The following is a 21,726-nucleotide window of genomic DNA, read 5'->3' as shown; positions in this document are numbered from 1 at the left end:
CCGACACTGCTGCGCCGCGCGCCGGGGTGTGATAGAGGAATGTCGCCATTCGGCAGTCGGGGCCACGGTCCCCACCCCTGACATTCCTGATCTCGACAGAGGCCCCATGACCGTCGTTACCCGGTTCGCGCCCTCGCCCACGGGCTTTTTGCATATCGGCGGCGCCCGCACGGCGCTGTTCAACTGGCTTTTCTCGCGCCACCACGGTGGGCGCTTCTTGCTGCGGATCGAGGATACCGACCGCCAGCGGTCCACGCCGGAGGCGGTGGAGGCCATCTTCGACGGCCTGCGCTGGCTGGGCCTCGACTGGGACGACGACCCGGTGTTCCAGTTCTCCCGCGCCGCCCGCCATGCCGAGATCGCCCACGCCCTGCTGGCCGAGGGCAAGGCCTACCGCTGTTATGCCTCGCAGGAGGAGCTGGGGGCGATGCGAGAAGCGCAGAAGGCCGCCGGCCAGCCGATGCGCTATGACGGACGCTGGCGCGATCGCGACCCGGCCGAAGCGCCGGCCGAAGTCGATCCGGTGATCCGCATGAAGGCGCCGCGCGATGGCGAAACGGTGATCGAGGACCGGGTGCAGGGCCGGGTCACGGTGGCCAACGACCAGCTCGACGACATGATCCTCTTGCGGTCGGACGGCACGCCCACCTACATGCTCAGCGTGGTTGTTGACGACCACGATATGGGAATCACCCACGTGATCCGGGGCGACGACCACCTGACCAATGCCTTCCGGCAATCGCAACTCTATCGGCTGATCGGCTGGGAGCCGCCGGCCTTCGCCCACATTCCCCTGATCCACGGCCCGGACGGGGCGAAGCTCTCCAAACGCCATGGCGCGCTCGGCACCGAGGCCTACCGCGATATGGGATACCTGCCGGAGGCCATGCGCAACTACCTGCTGCGACTCGGCTGGGGCCACGGCGACGACGAGATCATCGGCGACGATCAGGCGCGCGACTGGTTCGACCTGGACGGCGTGGGCCGGTCGGCGGCCCGGTTCGACATGACCAAGCTGACCAGCCTGAACGGGCACTGGCTGCGGCAGGCCGACGACGCCCGGCTGGTGGACCTGGTGGCGGACCGCCTGGGCCAGACGGTGAACGAGGAGGGGCGGCGGCGCCTGCTGGCCGGGATGCCGGGTCTGAAGGAGCGCGCCAAGACCCTGCTGGAGTTGGCCGACAGCGCCGCCTTCTACGTCCGGCCCCGGCCGCTGGCGCTGGACGACAAGGCGCGCAAGCAGATGACCGGCGAGGGGGCGGAGACCCTGGCCGTTCTGCGCGAGCGGCTGGCGGTGCTGGACCCCTGGGACCGCGAGGCGCTGGAGGCTGACGCGCGCGCGGTGGCCGAGGCGCGGGACCTCAAGCTGGGCAAGGTGGCGCAACCTCTGCGCGCCGCCCTGACCGGGTCCACGGTCTCGCCGCCCATCTTCGAGGTGATGGAGATCCTCGGGCGGGCGGAGACGCTGGACCGTTTGGACGATTGTTTGCGATCAGGGCGGGAGGGTTGACGAAAGAGATGTTTTAGGTACTTAGGGCACGGAATGATGTGTCACGCGAGGGAGACTTAGTCTAAATAACCGGCAACAAAACTGCGTGCCAAGGCCTCCGGGTCGACGGTCGTCCTCGTGGCCGGCCCGCCGGACCCGAACCCGAGGGGGGAGCACTTCGGCATCGTGGCGCGGACACTCTCATCCAATGGAAGGACGAGTCGACATGACGCAAGCCAACACCGTCACCTTGACCGACAACCGGACCGGAACGTCGTACGAGTTCCCGATCATGGACGGGTCGGTTGGTCCCAGCGTGGTGGACATCCGCAAGTTCTATGCTGAAACGGGCATGTTCACCTACGATCCGGGCTACACCTCGACCGGGAGCTGCAAGTCCGACATCACCTATATCGACGGCGACCAGGGCATTCTGTTGCACCGGGGCTACCCGATCCAGGATCTGGCCACCAACTGCCGCTTCCTTGAGGTTGCCTATCTGCTGCTGAACGGCGAACTGCCCTCCAAGCAGGAGTTCGACAAATTCGAGTATGCCATCACCATGCACACCATGGTGAACGAACAGATCCACAAGTTCCTGGAGGGCTTCCGCCGCGATTCCCACCCCATGGCCGTGTTGTGCGGTGTTGTTGGCGGCTTGGCCGGATTCTACCATGATCAGACCAACCTGGACGACCCCCACCACCGTATGATCGCCTCGCACCGGCTGATCGCCAAGGTGCCGACCATCGCCGCCTGGGCCTACAAGTACTCGGTGGGCCAGCCGCTGATGTATCCGCGCAACAACCTGCGCTACGCCGCCGACCTGTTGCAGATGATGTTCGCGGTGCCGTGCGAGGACTACGTGGTCAACCCGGTGCTGGCCCGGGCCATGGACCGTATTCTCATCCTGCACGCCGACCATGAACAGAACGCCTCGACCTCCACCGTGCGACTGACCGGATCGTCCGGCGCCAACCCCTTCGCCTGTATCGCCGCCGGCATCGCCTCGCTGTGGGGACCGGCGCACGGCGGCGCCAACGAAGCGGTGCTGACCATGCTGAACGAGATCGGAACGCCGGATCGCGTGAACGAGTGCGTCAAGCGCGCCAAGGACAAGGATGATCCGTTCCGTCTGATGGGTTTCGGGCACCGCGTCTACAAGAACTACGACCCGCGCGCCAAGATCATGGCCCAGACCTGCCACGAGGTGCTGGAAGAGCTGGATATCAAGGATCCGCTTCTGGACGTGGCCATGGAGCTGGAAAGGATCGCGCTGGAGGACGAATACTTCGTCGAGCGCAAGCTGTACCCGAACGTCGATTTCTATTCCGGCATCGTGTTCCGCGCCATGGGCATTCCCACCTCGATGTTCACCGGTATGTTCGCCGTGGCCCGCACCACCGGCTGGGTGGCGCAATGGAACGAGATGTTCGTTGACCCGGCGCAGAAGATCGGCCGGCCGCGGCAGCTCTACACCGGCTACACCCAGCGGCAATTCGTGCCTCTGGATGACCGGTAGGCCGGACCCTGGTCCGGCGCGTCCGGACCCCTACATCATGATGGGCGGGTGGCATCTGGTGACCCGCCCCATGGTGTTGGAATGGAGACGCCCATGTCCGTCGAGACCGGTCAACCCGCCCCCGATGTCGCCTTGCCCACCGACGGTGGCGGCCATGTGTCGCTGCCCGACCTGACAGGGAAGGCCATCGTCCTGTACTTCTACCCCAAGGACGACACGCCCGGCTGCACCAAGGAGGCGATCGCCTTCAAGGAGTCGCTGGCCGACTTCGAGGCGGCGGGGGCGGTGATCGTCGGCGTTTCCAAGGACCCGGTCGCCAAGCACGACAAGTTCAAGGCCAAGTACGACCTGCCGTTCGTCCTGGCCTCCGATGCCGAGGGCGACGTCTGCGAACGCTACGGTGTCTGGACCGAAAAGAACATGTACGGCAAGACGTACATGGGCATCGCGCGCACCACGGTGCTGATCGACAGGGACGGCGTGGTGCGTCAGGTCTGGCCCAAGGTCAAGGTGCCGGGCCACGCCGAGGCGGTGCTGGAGGCGGTGCGAGCGCTGGGCTGACAGGCGGACGCGGGCGTCCCATATGGAGGGGATCACGCGCCCCCATCTTGCCGTGAAAGGCCGTCGCCATGTCCCGGAGACCATCGCTGTCTGTCGCCGTGATCACCGGCGCCTTGGCGCTGACCGTGGCGGGCTGTCAGAGCGTCCGTACGGTGTCCCACGTCCATTCCCTGAACGACGTGTTCCAGTACGTCTATACGTCGAGCCTGCCGCTGGAGGTCGTGGGCAACCCCTACCCGGGCGCCAACGACGCCGGCGTGGCGGCCGCCGCCGCGCGCGCCATGAGCGGGCTGGTCAGCCGCCGGCCGCTTGAGTTCGTGCCCGTGCCGCCGGGGTCCGGCGCCCACGCCAACGGCTACCGCACGGTGCTGTTCCTCAGCGGCGGGGGTATCGTGCCGGGCGAAAGACTGTGCGCCGGCGGCCTGCCCACTGACACACCCAAGGGCGGCAGCCTGCACGCCAGCGCCGCCTTGTGCGAAGGGAGCACCATGGTCGCCTGGGCCGAGGGCTGGGGCGGCCCGGTGCCGGCCACGCCCGACGCCACGTTCGCCGCGCTGATGGACCGGCTGATCGACGCCGTGTTCAAGCGCGAGGCGGACCGCGACGCGTTTGAGAGCGAGGACGTCTGGCCGGACCAGTGAGTCCGGGATCAAAGCCTCGGTCGGCCCCTGCCGCGCCGACGCAATCGCGTCGGCCGGTACGAGGGGGCACGGGCCGCTACGACACCCGACCCGAGAACAGCCTAAGCGAACAACTGCTCCGTGTCCGCGACGAAGCCGGTTCGCCCTTCTCCTGCGCCGTACGTTACGAAATGGAACAACGGGGCCATGCCGGCATCGGCCACGTCTGTGTTGGCTTCCAGATAGGCGTTACCGGAGAACCATGGCCCGGAATCGCGGCCCTCTTCGGTCCCCCAGGTCGCGTAATGCCGCAGGCCGGATGAGAGCCATCCGTCGGCGATCGCCGCCGCAACGTCTGAATTGCCCGCCAAGTACCAAGCTTCATCCCACAACGGGTTCGGCGCCCGCCCTTCGTCAAGCCCATACTCCAGAAAGTGTGTCCGGGCGTCCGGGAACACGCCGGCCTCAATCGCCGCCGCGACGTCCGCATTCTGCGATAGGTAGAACGCACTGTCGAAGGCCAGTCCCGCCGCCCCCACGGAATCGGAAATGCTGGTGAGGGTTGAGGTCCCATCGCCGCTGAAAACCAGTACCTCGACATCCTCCTCCACGACGGCGGTCCCACCGCTCCGGGTAACGCTGATCGTTGCCGCCCGCTGAATGTCGGCCGCCGCTGAGCTTTCCGCGAACTGAGCCACATCAACGCCGGTTCCGCCGGAAATCGTATCGTTGCCGTTTCCGCCGATCAGGATGTCGTTTCCGCCAAGGGACCCAATGACGTCATCGCCGTCGCCGGCGTTCAGTGTATCGTCGCCAGGGCCGAGGACGATTGTCTGAGCGGATCCGTCGGCAACCACAATGTTGTTGCCGTCGCCCCCGCCAACCGAAACCGGGCCGAGAATCACGGCGAACTCGATCCAGTCGAGGTCGATGCTACTTCCGGACTCCAGTGAGCGGGCGTCGAGGAAGAGGACGTCCTGTTGCCCTTCGCTCCCGGCGAATGCGCCACCGCCTTCTGCCGAAAGGGCATCCGACGTGAGCATGTCGGTGGTGAGAGTGACGCTTTCGCCGTCGGGGAGATCGTCGAGGAACGCGTTGAGTTTTGAGACGAACGCCGCCCGGTTTTCGACCGGCACATCGACCGTGTCGAAGAAGCTGCCGGCGGCCTCGCGAACCTCGTCCATTTCGGTGGTCACGAGGGAACCCGTGTCGTCCGGCGTGCCATCGTCCGTTTCTCCGCCAGGGTCCGCCACGCCAACGTCATCGTTGCTAACGATCAGCTGCTTCTGCGGCACCGCAAGCATGGCGCCCGCACTCGGGTTCGACAGGACAATGGCGATCGCCTCATCCGGTTCCGCCACAGTGTCACCGACAATGCGGACAGACGCTTCGCCCACCGTTTCACCTTTGTCGAAGTAAATGGTGCCAGACGGGAAGACACCGCCTTCCAGGTCTTGCGCAACCACCGGATTGTCGCCCGCACCGACAACCGTGTAGTCGACGCTTGCTGCGGTGTCGAAGCCGCTGCTACGGACAACCCTGAAGGTCAACTCCGTCACCCCGGAGTCACCTTCGTCAAACGCGGTCGCTGGCAACTGCAGCGCAAAAGCCGGTTGTGCGGGTGCATCGTCGTTCTGGATCCTGCCTCCGGCGGTGGCGCCGATGACGGCGAAATCCGTCGAAGGATTCAGAAGCGACACCTTGAAGTCCTCGTCGGGCTCGTCCACGGCGTCACCGGCCACCGCAACCGTCACCTGTTGCGATGTTTCACCCGGGGCGAAGGTGATCTTTCCGGTCGGGAACGCAGCTCCGGCGAAGTCCGCAGCGTTTGCCGGGTTTGATCCGACGCCGGTCACAACGTAGTCGACGCTTCCGGCGCGATCGATCTCGCCACCGCGTCTGACGGTGAAAGTCAGGTCGGTTTGCGGGTCGTCGGGGTCGCCTTCCAGCGCCCGGGGGGCGTTTCCCGAGATCGTTACATTCGACGTCGCGTCGTCGTTGACGATGGCCACCTGCTTGTCGATGGCTGTCGCGCCGTTTTCGAACGTGGCGTTCGCAAGACCGGTGAAGTTCAGATGGAAGTGCTCTTCGCTCTCGACTCTGTCATCGCCAAGCAGGTCCAGTGTGAGGGTGGTCGATGTGGCGCCGGCCTCGATGCGGAAGGTCTGGTTGACGGCAACGTAGTCGGCGCCGGCAACCGCTGTTCCGTCGCTCGACCTCACCTGTCCGGTCACGTCGGCAGTCGGTGCTTCGCTGAGAGTCAGCGTCACCGTCACCGAGTTCGCCGTATCACCTTCGTCGAACCGGGTCGCGCTAAAGGTCAGCTCCGGGCTCGGCTGCAGCGTATTGGTATCGATGCGCGTGTCTTTGAACTGCACGAATTCGACGTTGCTGAGCGTGTCTGTTCCAGTGCCGACCGTGATCAGACCGCCGCTTTTTTTCACGGGACCGACATCGGCCATGTTCCGGTCGTAAACAACGGTGTCGACACCATCCCCGCCATCGATGCGGTCGTCCCCATCGCCCGGGTTGATCTGGTCGTTGCCGCCACCGCCCAAAAGCCGGTCGTTGCCCTTGCCGCCACTAAGTGTGTTGTCAAGGTTGTTGCCGACCACCCGGTCGTTCCCGTCGCCGCCGTCGCCGGTTTCGTCGAACGCGCCGAGCCGGATCGTGTCGTCGCCCTCCGTGGTGTTGCCTTGTCCGTCGCCGCCGGAGATATCGAACTCGAGTGACGCACCGACGGTTCCGTCCGTCAGGATCACGTCGGCCCGCAGTTCGTTGCTGGCGCCCGGACCCGTCGTCAGGTTGTCCTGGCTGTCCTTGAGGTTGAAGCCGAGGGTGGTGTCTTGGAATTGATCAATCCCAAATGTTTCGACAAAGGTGTCGTTGAGGAAGATTTCCACCCTGTCGACTTGGTCCCCGGAAAAGCCGGAGGTCTGGAATTCGTCGGCAAGCTGCGAGGAATCCCGCAACATGACCGCGCTGTTGCTGTCGATAATGTTGAGAGACGACAGGTCGGCATTGCCGATGCCAAAGGCACGCACATCGGCAAACGCCTGCAGGCTTGAACTGGCGCCGGACCCATGACCATCGGAGAGGAAGTAGGCGATGTTGGTGCCGCCCGGCGGCAGGTTCGAAAAGAAGGCCTGAGCCTTCGACAGCGCTGGGCCAAACGATGTGCCGCCGTCGGCGTAGAGCCCGCTGATCGCCCCTTTTGCGCCCGAAGCGTCCAGTGGTGCCTGCAGTGAGGCGTACGAAGTGAAGGGGATCACGGCAAACTGGCTGACGGCCGCGATGCCTTCAGCCTCAAGACTGTTGATCAGTTGATTGTAGGCTTGCTTCGCGTCGGACAGTTTCTGTCCTGTCATGCTGCCCGATTTATCGATGATGAACGCCAAGTTGTACTGAATGTCGCTGGACTGTGTGGAAAGCGTGATCTGGTAGTCGACGTCACCATCGTTGGTGAAGGTCGGCGCGGTCAGGGTTGCCAGCCCAATGGTATCGCCGTCGGCTTCGTTGATCGGCGCTTCGACCGAGTCTGTCGGACCATCGCCGTAGGGTATGCGATAGGTCCGCTCCAGCAAGGTGGTCAGGTCGCCGCCGATCGCCGCGTCGGACAGCCGGATCGGGTTGTCCGCATTGCCAAAGATGTCGAATGTTGCTGACGCATCTATACCGAGAAGATCCAGGATTTCAGCCTCAATAACAGGGCCTGCGCTAAAGCCATTAAACGAGGCGCCCACCTGAGGGCCGTCAGAATCTTTTCGGTCGTCTCCCTTGTCGCCGCCTCCGTTGTTTTCGTCGCCTTTGTCGCCTTTGTCGTCACCGCCAAGCCCGATCTCGAAGGTCGCATCCAAAGCCTTGACCGGAAGCTTGATGTTCGGGGTCAGGCCGAATTGGGTGCTGATGTCCCCGTCGATTTTGTACTTGGCGGTGATTTCAAGCACTCCTCCATCCGCGTCAGGTGCTTGCAGGGAGAACGCGTCGCCGACATTGCCTTGACCAAGGAGCGTGCCCGTGTCGTCGAACAACTCAACGGTGAACGCGTCAGGGTCGAACGTAAACGCCTGCGTCAAACCAAGATTGGCCTGCGCCTTGAGATCGAGAAGATTGGCCCCGAGCGTGACACCCCCCAAATCAAACGTGAAACCGCCAACCGGCGGCAACCCAAACGCTGTCGTGGCGATTTTGTCGAGGTCTACCGCAAAGGTTGCGAAATTTGACGTTGGATCAACGGTCAAGGGTGGCAGGTCTGCGCCGCGCGAGACCGTGGCATCGACCGTATCCGAATCCTCGAAATCCCCCGGGATGCGGATCGAGCCTTCGGCAAACCCACCGAACAGATCGCCGAGTTTGACCTCAAAATTGGTTGGATCGACATTGACCAGGTTGAAAGTCGTGTCGAAGGCCTCTCCGATCCCGATGTCGTCGAACTCGAACAGTGAGTATCCGAACAGGTTCCCCACGCCAACATCGCTGAGAACGACCTCAGACATAGACATCTGGACATCGACCCCGGCCGAGCCAACCCCAGCGCCGCGACCAAAGATTTCTGCATTGGCCACCCTGGCGTTGTCGCCGGTTTCCACGCTGAACATCTCGCCGGGCGCCACGCTTTCCGGCAGCACGACGTCGAAATTGACGGGATAGGAGAAGTCTAGGCTGCCCAACGTCGGGAAATTGATGTACGGAATGAGATGCGCACCGAACGTGCCGTTGTAATCAAATTCAAGCCCTGGAGTACTCCATCGGCCGTTCATGGGAATCTCGCCGCCCAACGGCAGACGAAAACTGTCTGTCGTGGTCCCGAATCCCCACGGCGATAAATCCTCCGCCGTGAATTCCAGGGTTTCATGCACAATCTTCGGTATCATATCATCCCCCCCCCCCCCTGGGTTGAAAGCCGACACTATCGCTATGCCCGCGTTTTAGCCATAAATTGTGGCCGCGCGCAACCGTAAAAGTTGGGATGAGTCCGGGATCAAAGCCTCGGTCGGCCCCTGCCGCGCCGTTCCGACGCGTACAGGCCGACCGCCAGCCAGATCAGGCCGAAGCTCGCGGCGTGGCCCACGGTGAACGCCTCGCCGTAGACCAGCACGGCCATGGTGAACTGCAGCGTCGGGTTGATGTACTGCAACATTCCGAGGGTTCCCAGGGGCAGCCGCCGCGCGCCGACAGCAAACAGCAGCAAGGGGATCGCCGTGGCCGGCCCGGAGATCACCAGGACGGCCATGTCCACCGGGTCGCCGTGGGGCATCGCGCCTGAGCCGGTCCAGCCCAGCCAGATCAGAAACGCCGCCGCCAGCGGTCCCGTCATCAGCACTTCCAGGGTGAAGCCGACCAGCGACTCGGCCGGCGCGATCTTGCGCAGCAGGCCATACATGCCAAAGCTGCTCGCCAGCACAAGGGCGATCCATGGCACCCGCCCCAGACCGACCAGCATCACCAGCACGCCCAGCAGGGCCAGCCCGACCGCCAGCCACTGGCGTCGGCTTGGCCGCTCGCCCAGCACCACGGCGCCAAGCAGGACGGTGGCCAGGGGGAAGATGTAGTACCCCATGCTGGCGTCCAGCTTGTGGCCGCCACCCGTGGCATAAATGAAGGTCAGCCAATTGATCGAGATGGCCAGCGCGCTGCCGGCGAACACCAGCAGGTCACGCGGCCGGCGCAAGATGGCCAGCAGGGCGTTTGTCTGCCCGAAGGCCACGATCAGGGGTAGCGACAGGGCCAGCGCCCAGACGATGCGGTGGGCCATTACCTCCAGCGGCGGCACGTGCCCGAGCAGGTGATACAGGATCGGCGACAGCCCCCAGAACACATAGGCGCCGATGGAGGCCGTCAGGCCGGCGCGGCGGCGTCGGGCGGTGTCCTCGGCCGCTCCGGACGGCAGGGAGCGGGGCGCGGCGGGGAGTGGGTCGGGCACGATCGGTGTCCTGGATGACGGAAGGGAGGGCACGCGCCGAGGTGCGCGCAGGCCATCAGGTGGAGAAATACGCCGCCAGCCGGGTCTCGATCGTCGCGGCCAGGTCGTCGGCGATGGCGCGTTGCGCGGCCCGGCGGCTCTGTTCCGTGGCGTACTGGTTGTCGAGGATGTTGTAGGTGACGGCCGAGCGCGACGTCTCTTCCAGATCCAGGCGCCGGCGTCCCTCGCCGGTCGGCGTCAGCAGCCGCCACGTGACCGTGGCGTACAGATTGCCCAGCGTCGCCCGGTCGTTGCTCTGGATGCCCAGGTCCTGGTCCACGAGGGTGACCTGGGCCTGCAGGACATGGCGCGTCTGGCCGGCGGGCTGCAGGCGGTCGAGAAGGGCGTTGCGCAGGAGCTGGCCCATGCGCTCCGGGATGGGCTCGACGGCGATGGACGACAGGGCCGGCCCGCCTCGGCCGCGCCGCCCGTACAGGGGCCGGAAGCCGCAGGCGGCCAACGCGAGCAGCGGCGCGGTGGCGACGAGGCGTCTGCTGATGGCTGGCCAGCGCGGGCTCATGCCGCGACGACGATGTTGACGATGCGGTTGGGCACCACGACCACCTTGCGGATGGCCTTGCCGTCGGTGTGCAGGCGCACGTTCTCGACCGCCAGCGCCGCCGCCTCGGCCTCCTCTTTGGGGCAGTCCTTGGGCACCTCGATGTTGCCGCGCAGCTTGCCGTTGACCTGCACCGCCAGGGTGACCGTGTCGTCCACGCACATCGCCGGGTCGGCCTCGGGCCAGTCGCTTTCGGCCAGGATGCGGTCGTGGCCCAGCAGGCCCCAGCAGGCCTCCGTCACGTGCGGGACCATGGGGTTGAGCAGCCGCACCGCCGTCTCCAGCGCGAAGCGGCACACGGCGTCCGCGCCCGGTGCGTCCGGCTTCACATCCGGGATGGCGTTGGTCAGTTCGCGGATGCGGGCAACGGCGGTGTTGAAGCGGAACCGTTCCAGGTCCTCGGTCACCCCGGCGATGGTCTTGTGGGCGCGCTTGTACAGGTCGAGCGTCGGGCGATCCAGCGTGGCCACGTCCACGGCCGTGCCCACCGGGGCCAGGGCCACCGGCGGGTCGGCCACCAGCCGCCAGACGCGGTTGACGTAACGCCAGGCGCCTTCCAGGCCGGCGTCGGACCATTCCATGTCGCCGTCGGGCGGGTTGTCCGACACGATGAACAGCCGCGCGGCGTCGGCGCCGTAGGTCTCCAGGATCGCTTCCGGATCGACCGTGTTGCGCTTCGACTTCGACATCTTCTCGGCCCGGCCAACGGTGACCGGCGCGCCGTCCGACAGCCGCCGGGCGGTGCCGTCCGGCAGAACCTCGACCTCGGCCGGTTCCAGCCACTGGTCGTCGGGTCCCTTGTAGACCTCGTGCAGGACCATGCCCTGGGTGAACAGGCCGGCGAACGGCTCGGCCAAGCCGAGATACCCGCAGTCCCGCAGCGCGCGGGTGAAGAAGCGAGAGTACAGCAGGTGCAGCACCGCGTGTTCGACGCCGCCGATGTACTGATCGACCGGCAGCCAGTAATCGACGGCGGCGCGGTCGAATGCCTGGGTCTCGCTCTGGGGCGAACAGAAGCGGGCGAAGTACCACGACGATTCCATGAAGGTATCGAAGGTGTCGGTCTCGCGCCGGGCCGGCTTGCCGCAGGTCGGGCAGTCCACATGCTTCCAGGTCGGGTGCCGGTCCAGCGGGTTGCCGGGGGCGGCGAAATCCACATCCTCGGGCAGCCGCACTGGCAACTGGTCCTCGGGCACCGGGACGATGCCGCAGGACTCGCAGTGGATCATCGGGATCGGGCAGCCCCAATAGCGCTGGCGGGAGACGCCCCAGTCGCGCAGGCGGAACTGCACCGTGCCCTCGCCCTTGCCCAGGCTTTCGACCTTTTCGATGGCGGTGCGCTTGGCGTCGGTGACCGACAGGCCGTCGAGGAAGGCCGAGTTCACCGCCACGCCGTCGCCGACGAAGGCCTCGGTGCCGCCCTCGAGATCGGCCGAGAACGCGGCCACGTCGGCGTCCCTGGGGGCCACCACGGTCTTGATGGGCAGGCCGTACTTGCGGGCAAAGTCGAAGTCGCGCTGGTCGTGCGCCGGGCAGCCGAAGATGGCGCCCGTGCCGTATTCCATCAGCACAAAGTTGGCCACGTAGACCGGCACGGTCCACTCGGGGTCGAACGGGTGGACGGCGCGCAGGCCGGTGTCGAAGCCCTTCTTCTCGGCCGTCTCGATGGCCTCCTCGCTGGTGCCGATGCGGGCACACTCGGCCACGAAGTCGGCCAGCGCGGGGTCGTTCGCGGCCAGTTCGGTGGTCAGCGGGTGGTTCGGCGACAGCGCACAGAACGAGGCGCCATAGAGCGTGTCCGGGCGGGTGGTGAAGACCTCCAGCGGGGCGTCGCGGCCGACGATGTCCCAGCGCAGGAAGGCACCTTCCGACCGACCGATCCAGTTGGTCTGCATCAGGCGGACCTTGTCGGGCCAGCGCTCCAGGTCCTTGATGGCGGCCAGCAGGTCCTCGGCGTAGCGGGTGATGCGGAACGACCATTGCGCCAGCTTGCGCCGCTCCACCGGGGCGCCCGAGCGCCAGCCCTTGCCGTCAATCACCTGCTCGTTGGCCAGCACGGTGTGCTCGACGGGGTCCCAGTTCACCCAGGCTTCGGTGCGGTAGGCCAGGTCCGCCTTGTAGAAGTCCAGGAACATCTTCTGTTCATGGCGGTAGTATTCGGGCTCGCAGGTCGAGATCTCGCGCGACCAGTCGATGGACAGGCCCATGGGCTGGAACTGGGCGCGCATGGCCTTGATGTTCTCGCGGGTCCACTTGGCCGGATGCACGCCGCGCTGGATGGCCGCGTTCTCCGCCGGCAGGCCGAAGGCGTCCCAGCCCATCGGATGCAGCACGTTGAACCCGCGCGCCCGGCGATAGCGCGCCACCAGGTCGCCCATGGTGTAGTTGCGCAGGTGGCCCATGTGGATGCGCCCGGAGGGATAGGGGAACATCTCCAGCACGTAGTACTTGGGGCGGGCGGGGTCCTCGGTGGCGCGGAAACAGTCACGCTCGGCCCACACCGCCTGCCAGTGGGCCTCGGTTTCCTTGACGTTATAGCGCTCGGCGGCGGCCATGTACCAACGGTCCTCTGTCTTCGATCGTGTTGGAACGGAAAAGGGGGGAGGCGGTCTATTGGTCCCGCAAGGCCGCCATGCGCAGTTGGCGGGCGCGGGTCAGGATGGCGTCCTCCAGGTCGGTGGCGACGGCCGCGTCCACCGGCACGTCGGTCCAGGCCCCGGGTGTGTCCGCCGCGACGTCCGCGTCGAGCGGGCCACGCTGTTGCTTGAACACCGAAACCTCGATGCCGTCCGCGCGCAGGGCCTTGGCCAGGATGTAGACGTTGATCTTGAACCGCTCGCCGGGGGCTTCGGGCGGGGTGTACCAGTCCGTTATAATGACGCCGCCGAACGGGTCGGCCGAGGCCAGCGGCATGAAGGCGATGGTGTCCAGCGACGCGCGCCACAAAAAGCTGTTGACGCCGATGCCGCCGCCATCCGCCGGGCGCTCGTCGTCGCCCGACCCGAACAGGTCGATGCCACCCGGGCCGAACACGGTGTCGCGCTGATAAGGTTTGCTCAGGTCGCGACGAATGGTGCGGTCCTCGCCGGGCGGTCGGTCCGGGTAGATCGGATCCGCGTATTGGCAGGCGGTGAGCAGAAGGGCCGCCGCCACGGCCACGCCGACAAATCTCATGGTCTCCCTTTCCTCGCCCCCATTGGCGTCCGGCCCGTTCCGGCGGACGGCGCACACCGCCCCTTGCTTATAATAGGCGCGGTCCTGGGGCAACAGCGAGGCGGTGGTCGAGGCGAGGTGGTGGCCGAGGCGAGGTGGGTGCGCGGGACGTCACGTTCGGTCAGTTGGCCAGGAGGGACTCAACCGAACCGCAATCGAACAGGCGGTCCGTCCACATCTCGATCCGATCCGACGTGGCGGACATGACCAACGCGCGGTGGGTCTCGGTCACCTGGCCCGGGAATCGGTGCTCAAGCAGTCGAAGCAGGATTTTCGCTTCGCCCTGGGCCATGCCCTGGGCCATGCCCTGGGCCCTGGCCTCGACCGCCGCCTTTTCCGCCGCCTCGGCTGCCGCCGCCGCCTTCGCCGCCGCCACCTCCTCAAGCACGAATTCCCGGATCACCGGATTGTCCCACAGGTTGATGGTAATGGGCATGGCTTTCACCTCCGTTTTCACGACCTCGGTTGCATCGTGCAAATCCGCCAGAATCATAAGCCTCGTGATGGCGTCACCGCGTGCCTTGCCGTCTAGATCGCCCAGCCGTTCAAGGATCAGGCGCACCCGCGTTTTGATATCGGTCGTCCGGCACAGGATCGCCAGAACCGCCTCGTCGGCCCGTTCGCTGGTCAGGAGCGGTTTCGGATCCAGCGCTTCGAAGCTGCGAACATCATACCGGAACTCGAGCGACGAATGGGATATTCCGCGCGGCATCCGAGCGGCCGCGGCGTCGGTCAGGGTGAGAATGCACTGCTGCAGCGGTGTTCCGCCATTCTGGCGCGAGATCAGGCCATAGTATTCCAGCATCCGCCAGGCCATGTCGGCGTCGGCCGCGCCCTGCAGTTCCAGGTGGAACAGGCCCCCGGTCTCCAGGCGTGCCACGAAATCCGGGCGGCGCGCCCGCGTGCTCGGATATTCCGTCGCATCAAGGCTCACCGCCGCCGCGCCCGCAACCTGACGCAGCAGGGCCGGCGCGCCCAGCCAGAGCAGGTCTTTCAAGGTCGTATCGTATCGCACCGGCCACACATCCCGTGATCGCGTGGCGACGCATACCGCGAGTCGAACCATTCCTGCAAGTTTCCGAAGGGTCGGCGGGTGTGGCCAGGCTCAGGCAGGGGCCGCTGGAGACGGCCTGTCCGACCCCTCCCCCTCGGCCGCCGATGCGGCGACGATCCGATCGTACAGCGCGACCACGCGCGCCGCCGTGTCGCGCATGGCCGCCTTCAGCCCTTGGAAGTCCTCGATGCCGCCCCAGTTGGCCACCAGACGGGCCTTCAGGCCCGGCGGCAAGGCGTCGTCATCCGGCACGCCGTCAAGCGAATGGCGGATCATGCCTTGCAGGCTGAGCCACTGGTCATGCGCCGCGCTCAGGAAGGCGGCATCCTCCTCGGGCAGCAGGCCGGCCGCGCCGACCCGGCGCAGGCCCTCCGCCGTGTTGGGGACAACGATCTCCGGGTGGTCGTGCGCGTATCGCAGTTGCAGGTATTGGGCGATGAACTCCACATCCACGAGGCCGCCCCGCACATGCTTGATGTTCCAGAGGTTCGGGTCGCCGTGTTCGGCATCCATGCGGACGCGCATGTCGGCCACGGCGCGGGCCAGCACGGCCGGGTCGCGTGGCCGGATGATGGTGTCGCGAATGACAGCGGCCACCCGGTCGCCCACCGTCGCCGGGCCGGCCACGACCCGGGCGCGGGTCAGCGCCTGGTGTTCCCAGGTCCAGGCCGCCTCGGCCTGGTAGCGGCGGAACGCGTCCAGGCTGGTGGCCAGCGGTCCCTTGTTGCCGGACGGCCGCAGCCGCATGTCCACCTCGTACAGCCGGCCCTGGGCGGTGTTGGCGGTGATGGCGTTGATGAACCGCTGCACCAGGCGGGTGTAGTACACGGTGGGCGGCAGTGGCTTGGGGCCGCTCGACTGTTCCACGCCCTCCGGCACGTCGTAGACCATGATCATGTCGAGGTCGGACGTCGGGGTCATCTCCTGCCCGCCCAGCTTTCCCAGCGCCACCACGACCACGGCGCCCCCGGGCATGGCGCCATGGGCCTCGGCGAAGTGCGCCCACACGTGCTCCAGCAGCATGTCGAGCACGACGTCGGCGATATCCGACAGGGCGTGCCCGGCGTCTCCCGGCGCGCACTGACCCCGAAGCGTGCGCACGCCGACCAGAAACCGGTGGTCATTGGCCCACCGCCGGCAGATGTCCAGCACGTCCTCGAACACGCGGGCATCACGCAGGGCCAGATTCAAACCGCCGCGCAGGTCCTCCGGCGTCGGCGGTGACCCCAGGGACTCGGGCTCCAGCACGCTGTCCAGCAGCGCCGGATTGCGGGCCAGATGCTCGGCCAGGCGCGGGGCGTCGCCCATGATCTCCGCCACCAGCGTCAGCAGGTCGGGGTTGGCGGCGAACAGCGCGAACAACTGCACCCCGGCCGGCAGGTGGGCCAGGACGGTGTCGAACCGCCGCAGGGCGCCGTCCGGATCAACGGTCCCGGCCAGGGCGCGGATCAGGTCCGGTCCCAATTCGGTCAACCGTTCCCGCGCCCGCGTGCTGCGCAACGCCCGGTAGCGCCCGTGGTGCCAGCCCCGGACGGTGGCGGCCACGGCGTGGGGGTTGGCGAACCCCAGATCGGTCAGGGTGCGCAGGGTCTCCGGGTCGTCCTCGCCACCGGTGAAGACCAGGTTACCCTCGCCGCCGGCCAATGTCGGCTGGTCCTCGAACAAGTCCGCGTAGTGGTCCTGCACCGTCATCAACGTGGCCTTCAGCTCCAGCGCGAAGGGCTTGATGCCCTCGTAGCCGAGGAAGACCGCGAGTTCGCGCAGCTTGTCCTTGTCGGCCGGCAGGGTCTGGGTCTGCGCGTCGTCGATCATCTGCAGGCGATGCTCGACCCGCCGCAGATGCCCGTAGGCCGCGACGAGGTCGTCGCGCACCCGGGGATCGACCACGCCCCGTTCGGTCAGGGCGTTCAGGGCGGCCACGGTCTCCCGCGCGCGCAGGCGCGGCTCCCGCCCGCCCCAGATGAGCTGCTGGGTCTGGGCGAAGAACTCGATTTCGCGGATGCCGCCCCGGCCCAGCTTGACGTTGTGGCCCTCGACGGCCACCACGGCGTGGCCGCGTTGGGCATGAATCTGGCGCTTGATGGAATGGATGTCGCGGATGGCGTCAAAGTCGAGCGAGCGGCGCCAGATGAACGGCCGGATGTGGTCCAGGAAACGCGCGCCGGCACCGATGTCCCCGGCCACCGGGCGCGCCTTGATCATGGCGGCGCGTTCCCAGTTCTGGCCGAAGCTTTCATAGTACTGCTCGGCGGCCTCGGTGGATAATGCCACCGGTGTCGCGCCCGGGTCCGGCCGCAGCCGCAGGTCGCAGCGGAACACGTAGCCGTCGCCGGTTCGCTCCTCCATCATGCGCACCAAGTCACGGGTCAGGCGCACCATGGCCTCGCGCAGGCTGAGGCGCCCCCGGTAGTCCATCGACTCTTCATCGAACAGCACGATCAGGTCGATGTCCGAGGAGTAGTTGAGCTCCCCCGCCCCCAGCTTGCCCATGCCGAGAATGAACAGCCCGCATTCGAACGTCGGCCGGTCAGGGCGCGGCAACACCAGGTCGCCCTTGCCGTGGAGTTGCGTCAGCAGGTGGCCGCAACAGACGTCCAGGGCTTGCTCGGCCAGTTTGGAAAGCTGGGCCGTGACGGTGTCCACGCTCCACAGCCCCAGAATGTCGGCCACGGCCGTGGTCAGGGCGATGCGGCGCTTGGCCACCCGCAGGACCCGCATGACCCGCGTGCGGTCGTCGCCGGCCGCCGTGGCATCGGCCCGCATGGTCGCGAGGGCGGTCTCGGCCGCTGAGTCCACGCCATCGGCCACCAGCCGGCGCATCCAGTCCGGTTCCCGCAGCACGCACGCGGTCAGGAACGGGCTGTTGCCGAACACGGCCTCAAGCACGGCGCGGCCCGGCGTGCCGTCGCTGGCCAGATCCCGCATGAACGCCGCCAGTGCGGTGTCGTCCTCGCGCCCGGCCTGGTCAAGCCAGCGTTCCATCCCGCGCGCGGCGCGCTCGGGATCGCCGGGAAGCGGGGGGGGAGCGGGGGGCGCGAGAATGGTGGCGTCCGTCATACCTTCACCTTATTCCAACGGCCAGATCGGCAAACCGCTGGTGTGGTCCGACTCGGTGTCCACGGGGATTCGGACGCATTGGCCCTTTCCTCAACGAGTCAAGGCCGAGACACTGAGCGAAGCGCGGAGGCCGGTCAAGCCGCTGGCGCCGGCATTGCCCCACCACCGGGAGGATGGGTGACACAACGGATCCTGCACTCGGTTGCCCGACGAACCGGCGTTGCGCTGGGCCTGCTTGTGCTGGCCGGGCTGGTGGTGGCCTGGACGCTGGCGCGCGGGCCGCTGACCGTGACGTTCCTGGCGCCCCGGCTCGAATCCGCGCTGACCCGGGCCGCCCACGACGCGGGGCTGACGGTGGACGTGGCCGTCGGCGACGCGTTGGTGACGTGGGACGGCGCGTCGGGCGGAGTGGACATCGACCTGCGGCGAGTGCACCTGACCGGACCCGGCGGAGCGGACCTGGCCCAGGTCGGGGCCGCGACCCTGACGCTCGACCTGGAGGCCCTGTTGGCCGGGACCCTGCGGCCGTCGCGCCTGGTGCTGGCCGGCCCCACGCTGCATGTGACGCGGGCGGTGGACGGACGGTTCACGGTGGCCGTGCAGCCGAAGGCCGCGCAGGCGGACGAGCCAGCCTCCGGATCGTCCCTGGCGGCCGCGCCGGGCGGCGTGGCGGACGCGTGGACGACCCTCGCCGACCTGGGGCTCACGTTGCGGGACGCGCGCGTGGTGGTCGAGGACAATACTCTCGGGCGCGCATGGCGGCTGAAGGCGCCGGACGTCCGCGTCCGGCGCGATGACCAAGCCCTGCGATTGGAAGCCTCTCTGGCCCTGGACGACGGTCCCACGTCCAAAGGACCCGTGCTGGATCTGGCCCTGCGCCACGCGCCGGGGACCGAGACCGCCGCCGCCCTGGTCACGGTGCGGAACCTGAACCCGGCCCGCGACCTGGCGGACCGGTTCGGGCTGACGGCGCTGGCCGGCTGGGACCAGCCGCTCGACGCGACCGCGACCCTGGACCTGGGGATGCGTCCGGGCTCGCCGCTGGACATGGTGCGGTTCGCCACGCTGTCGGCGCGCGGTGGAGCGGGCGACGTCGCGGTGCCCGATCCGATTTCGCACGCATGGAGCCCCAAGAGCCTTGAGGTCGATGCCCGCCTGGTCCGGACCGAGGACAACGGCGTCGACATCACCGTCGACCGGCTTGTTCTCGGGTTGCCGGGCGCGTCCGTCGCCGCGAGCGCCCGTCTGTCCGGTCCCGTGTCGGGTCCGGTGGCCGGCGGCGCCGAGATCCGCCTGTCGCCCTTGACCGTCTCCACGCTGGTGCAACACTGGCCGCCGGTGCTGGCCGACGGCGCCTACGACTGGATTTCCGACAACATCTCCGAGGGGACGGTGCGGGACGGGCGCTTCTCGCTGGGGTTGGGCGGCGCGACCTGGAGCGATCTCGACGTCACCGCCTTGTCCGGCGAGGCCCGCGCCGACGGCGTGACCCTGACCTACCTCAGGGGATTGCCGGCGGCGACCGGTGCCAAGGGGACGCTCCGCTTCGGCCTGGACGCGGTGACCATCGCCATCGACGGCGGCGGCGCCGGCGACGTGCGGGTGCGTGAGGGCACCGTCGCCATGACGGCGCTGGACACCGAGCAGGAACAGGCGGACATGGTGTTCGACATCGCCGCGCCGCTGTCGAGCGCCCTGGCGCTGATCGACCACCAGCCGCTGGGGTATGCGTCAAAAGTGGGCATCGACCCGAACCAGGTGCAGGGCGAGGCGGACATCACGCTGTCGCTCGCCATGCCGCTGAAGAGCGATCTGCCGCTCGACGCGCTGGAGGTCGATGTCTCCGCCACGGCCACCGGGGTTGGTGTGCCGCGGGTGCTGCTGGGCCAGGACCTGCGCGGCGGCGACGTGCGGCTGACCCTGGACGAAGGCGGCATGGACGTCACGGGCACGGCGCGCGTCGGCGGGGTGCCGGTGACGTTGGACTGGCGCGAGAACTTCACCGACGGCGCGGCCTTCGACCGGCGCTATGCGGTACGCGGCCGCCTGGACAACGCCGCGCGGGCGACGTTTCGGCTGGACGGCCCGCCGTTCCAGCCGCCGTGGATGGACGGAGCGGTGGACGGCCGCGTGACCTATACGGAAACGGCCGGCGCGCCCGGCGTTTTGACGGCCGATGTGGACCTCGCTCCGGCCACCCTGGCGCTGGCGACGCTGGGCTGGCACAAGCCGGCCGGGGCGCCGGCCACCGCGCGGGTCGAGGGTCGCTTCGCCGAGGAGTCCATCACGGTGGATTTCGACGTGGCCGCCGGTGCCGACACCGCGCGCGGTCAGGCGCGGTTGACCGGCGGGGCCGACCTGCTGGGGGTCACCGTGAAGCACGCGCGCCTGGGCGACTCCGAGGCCCGGGTCGACATCGTCGCGCCGCGCGCGGGTGACGTCGCGCCGTTCCAGGTGATCCTCTCCGGCGCCGCGCTGGACCTGCGGGCGGTGTTCGATGATGACGACGCCGACGGCGAGGCGGATCCGCGCGGCGGGGACGGCGCCACGCCCGCCGGCGGCACGAAACCGGACGATCCCCCGGGGCCGCCGCTGGACCTGCGCATGGACCTCGCGCGGGTGCTGGTGACCGACGAGATCACGTTGCATGACGTGCACGGCACCGCTTCCCGCGACGCCGCCGGCCGCTGGACCCGCGCCGGCCTTGAGGCCAAGGCGGGCGGGGGGGCGCCGGCTCGCTTCACCCTGACACCGGACGGCGCCGCGCGACGGTTCTCGCTGGAAACGGCCGACGCCGGGGCCTTGGCCAGCGACCTCGACCTAACCGGGCGGCTGAGCGGCGGCGATCTGTCCCTGACCGGAACCCTGGACGCCGAAGACCGGGCGAAAGGCGTGCTGCGCATCAAGGACTTCCACCTCGCCAACGCGCCCGTCTTGGCGCGCATCCTGGCGGTGGCCTCGCTGACCGGAATCCTTGATGAACTCCAGGGCGACGGTCTGAGCCTGTCCACCCTGATCGCGCCGTTCACCTACGCCGACGACGTTCTGACCCTGAGCGAGGCGCGCAGCAACGGGCCATCCCTGGGCCTGACGGCCAACGGCACCCTCGACCTGGCCTCCGACACCATGGACCTGCAGGGCGTCGTGGTGCCGGTCTACATGGTCAACGCGCTGCTGGGGAACATTCCGCTGCTCGGCGACCTGCTGGTGGGCGAGAAGGGGGGCGGAGTGTTCGCCGTCCGCTACGGCGCCAAAGGGCCGCTGGACGACCCCTCGGTCAGCGTCAATCCGCTGTCGGTCGTCACGCCCGGGTTCCTGCGGGGCGTGTTCGGCGTGTTTTCGGAGGACCCCGACGGCGGCGCGGGCACCGTGCCGACACCGGTTCGGGGGGATTGAGGGGCGTGGCAAACCGCAGTCGTCGCAGGGCGGATTGGCCCCCAGCAGCGGGCCAATCCGCCGCGCGTGATCCCACGCTCGGCGCATTGCGCCTTCGGCACGAATACGCCCTAACCCTTTGACTTAGGGCAGATTCACGCGAACAATCTGAAACACGCGATGATTCAGATTGTTCACGATCTGCCCTAGAAATAAACGTGATTGCGGTAAAATAGCTTTGCCGGAGATATACTATACAAAAGGCTTATCCCTTTGCTTCCGGCGCGATCAACATATCGTAGGTGATTGGTCCT

At 67.3% G+C, this 21,726-nt stretch carries 12 protein-coding genes; 5 read left to right on the top strand and 7 right to left on the bottom strand.

The features are described 5' to 3' along the window. Positions 1–106 precede the first annotated feature (106 nt). The 4 genes from gltX to Q0309_RS03400 all read left to right on the top strand — a co-directional run bounded on the left by gltX (position 107) and on the right by Q0309_RS03400 (position 4,213). Positions 107–1,510, top strand: coding sequence for a glutamate--tRNA ligase (gene gltX, locus Q0309_RS03415; RefSeq protein WP_299437471.1), 1,404 nt, complete (start codon positions 107–109; stop codon positions 1,508–1,510). Positions 1,511–1,715: 205 nt separating this feature from the next. Further along, complete coding sequence (locus tag Q0309_RS03410; RefSeq protein WP_299437469.1) at positions 1,716–3,011, top strand: citrate synthase; 1,296 nt, start codon at positions 1,716–1,718, stop codon at positions 3,009–3,011. 93 nt (positions 3,012–3,104) lie between these two features. Further along, positions 3,105–3,572, top strand: coding sequence for a thioredoxin-dependent thiol peroxidase (gene bcp, locus Q0309_RS03405; RefSeq protein ID WP_299437467.1), 468 nt, complete (start codon positions 3,105–3,107; stop codon positions 3,570–3,572). 68 nt (positions 3,573–3,640) lie between these two features. Further along, positions 3,641–4,213, top strand: a complete 573-nt coding sequence (locus Q0309_RS03400) for a hypothetical protein (RefSeq protein ID WP_299437465.1) — start codon at positions 3,641–3,643, stop codon at positions 4,211–4,213. A 101-nt stretch (positions 4,214–4,314) separates the two neighbouring features. Here the strand turns inward: Q0309_RS03400 and Q0309_RS03395 are convergent, their stop codons facing one another. The 7 genes from Q0309_RS03395 to Q0309_RS03365 form a co-directional block, all read right to left on the bottom strand. Continuing rightward, the gene (locus Q0309_RS03395) at positions 4,315–9,066 is read right to left on the bottom strand and encodes a Calx-beta domain-containing protein (protein ID WP_299437463.1); all 4,752 of its coding nucleotides are present in this window, start codon (positions 9,064–9,066) and stop codon (positions 4,315–4,317) included. 107 nt (positions 9,067–9,173) lie between these two features. After that, complete coding sequence (gene rarD, locus Q0309_RS03390) at positions 9,174–10,115, bottom strand: EamA family transporter RarD (protein WP_299437461.1); 942 nt, start codon at positions 10,113–10,115, stop codon at positions 9,174–9,176. A 55-nt stretch (positions 10,116–10,170) separates the two neighbouring features. After that, positions 10,171–10,674: an LPS assembly lipoprotein LptE gene (gene lptE, locus Q0309_RS03385; protein ID WP_299437459.1), complete on the bottom strand. Its 504-nt coding sequence runs from the start codon at positions 10,672–10,674 to the stop codon at positions 10,171–10,173. After that, complete coding sequence (gene leuS / locus Q0309_RS03380; RefSeq protein WP_299437457.1) at positions 10,671–13,268, bottom strand: leucine--tRNA ligase; 2,598 nt, start codon at positions 13,266–13,268, stop codon at positions 10,671–10,673. The genes lptE and leuS overlap by 4 nt, the downstream gene beginning before the upstream one ends. A 55-nt stretch (positions 13,269–13,323) precedes the next feature. After that, a complete protein-coding gene (locus Q0309_RS03375) occupies positions 13,324–13,887 on the bottom strand; it encodes a DUF3576 domain-containing protein (RefSeq protein WP_299437455.1) in 564 nt (187 codons plus the stop codon). Between the two features lie 160 nt (positions 13,888–14,047). Further along, a complete protein-coding gene (locus tag Q0309_RS03370) occupies positions 14,048–14,923 on the bottom strand; it encodes a hypothetical protein (protein WP_299437453.1) in 876 nt (291 codons plus the stop codon). Between the two features lie 108 nt (positions 14,924–15,031). After that, positions 15,032–18,037, bottom strand: a complete 3,006-nt coding sequence (locus Q0309_RS03365) for a bifunctional [glutamine synthetase] adenylyltransferase/[glutamine synthetase]-adenylyl-L-tyrosine phosphorylase (protein ID WP_299437451.1) — start codon at positions 18,035–18,037, stop codon at positions 15,032–15,034. Between the two features lie 177 nt (positions 18,038–18,214). Between Q0309_RS03365 and Q0309_RS03360 the strand changes: the two genes are divergently transcribed. Continuing rightward, entirely contained in the window at positions 18,215–21,433 is a 3,219-nt protein-coding gene (locus tag Q0309_RS03360; RefSeq protein WP_299437449.1) for an AsmA-like C-terminal domain-containing protein, read from the top strand. Positions 21,434–21,726: the final 293 nt, after the last annotated feature.

The organism is uncultured Rhodospira sp. (assembly GCF_937138205.1).
Classification (GTDB): domain Bacteria; phylum Pseudomonadota; class Alphaproteobacteria; order Rhodospirillales; family Rhodospirillaceae; genus Rhodospira.
Note: the sequence above shows the minus strand (reverse complement) of the source record. Positions and strands in the feature narration are given on the sequence as shown.

Coding starts and splice junctions, on each gene's coding strand:
- gltX (WP_299437471.1), top strand. CDS start 107: ATGACCGTCGTTACCCGGTTCGCGCCCTCGCCCACGGGCTTTTTGCAT.
- Q0309_RS03410 (WP_299437469.1), top strand. CDS start 1,716: ATGACGCAAGCCAACACCGTCACCTTGACCGACAACCGGACCGGAACG.
- bcp (WP_299437467.1), top strand. CDS start 3,105: ATGTCCGTCGAGACCGGTCAACCCGCCCCCGATGTCGCCTTGCCCACC.
- Q0309_RS03400 (WP_299437465.1), top strand. CDS start 3,641: ATGTCCCGGAGACCATCGCTGTCTGTCGCCGTGATCACCGGCGCCTTG.
- Q0309_RS03395 (WP_299437463.1), bottom strand. CDS start 9,066: ATGATACCGAAGATTGTGCATGAAACCCTGGAATTCACGGCGGAGGAT.
- lptE (WP_299437459.1), bottom strand. CDS start 10,674: ATGAGCCCGCGCTGGCCAGCCATCAGCAGACGCCTCGTCGCCACCGCG.
- leuS (WP_299437457.1), bottom strand. CDS start 13,268: ATGGCCGCCGCCGAGCGCTATAACGTCAAGGAAACCGAGGCCCACTGG.
- Q0309_RS03375 (WP_299437455.1), bottom strand. CDS start 13,887: ATGAGATTTGTCGGCGTGGCCGTGGCGGCGGCCCTTCTGCTCACCGCC.
- Q0309_RS03365 (WP_299437451.1), bottom strand. CDS start 18,037: ATGACGGACGCCACCATTCTCGCGCCCCCCGCTCCCCCCCCGCTTCCC.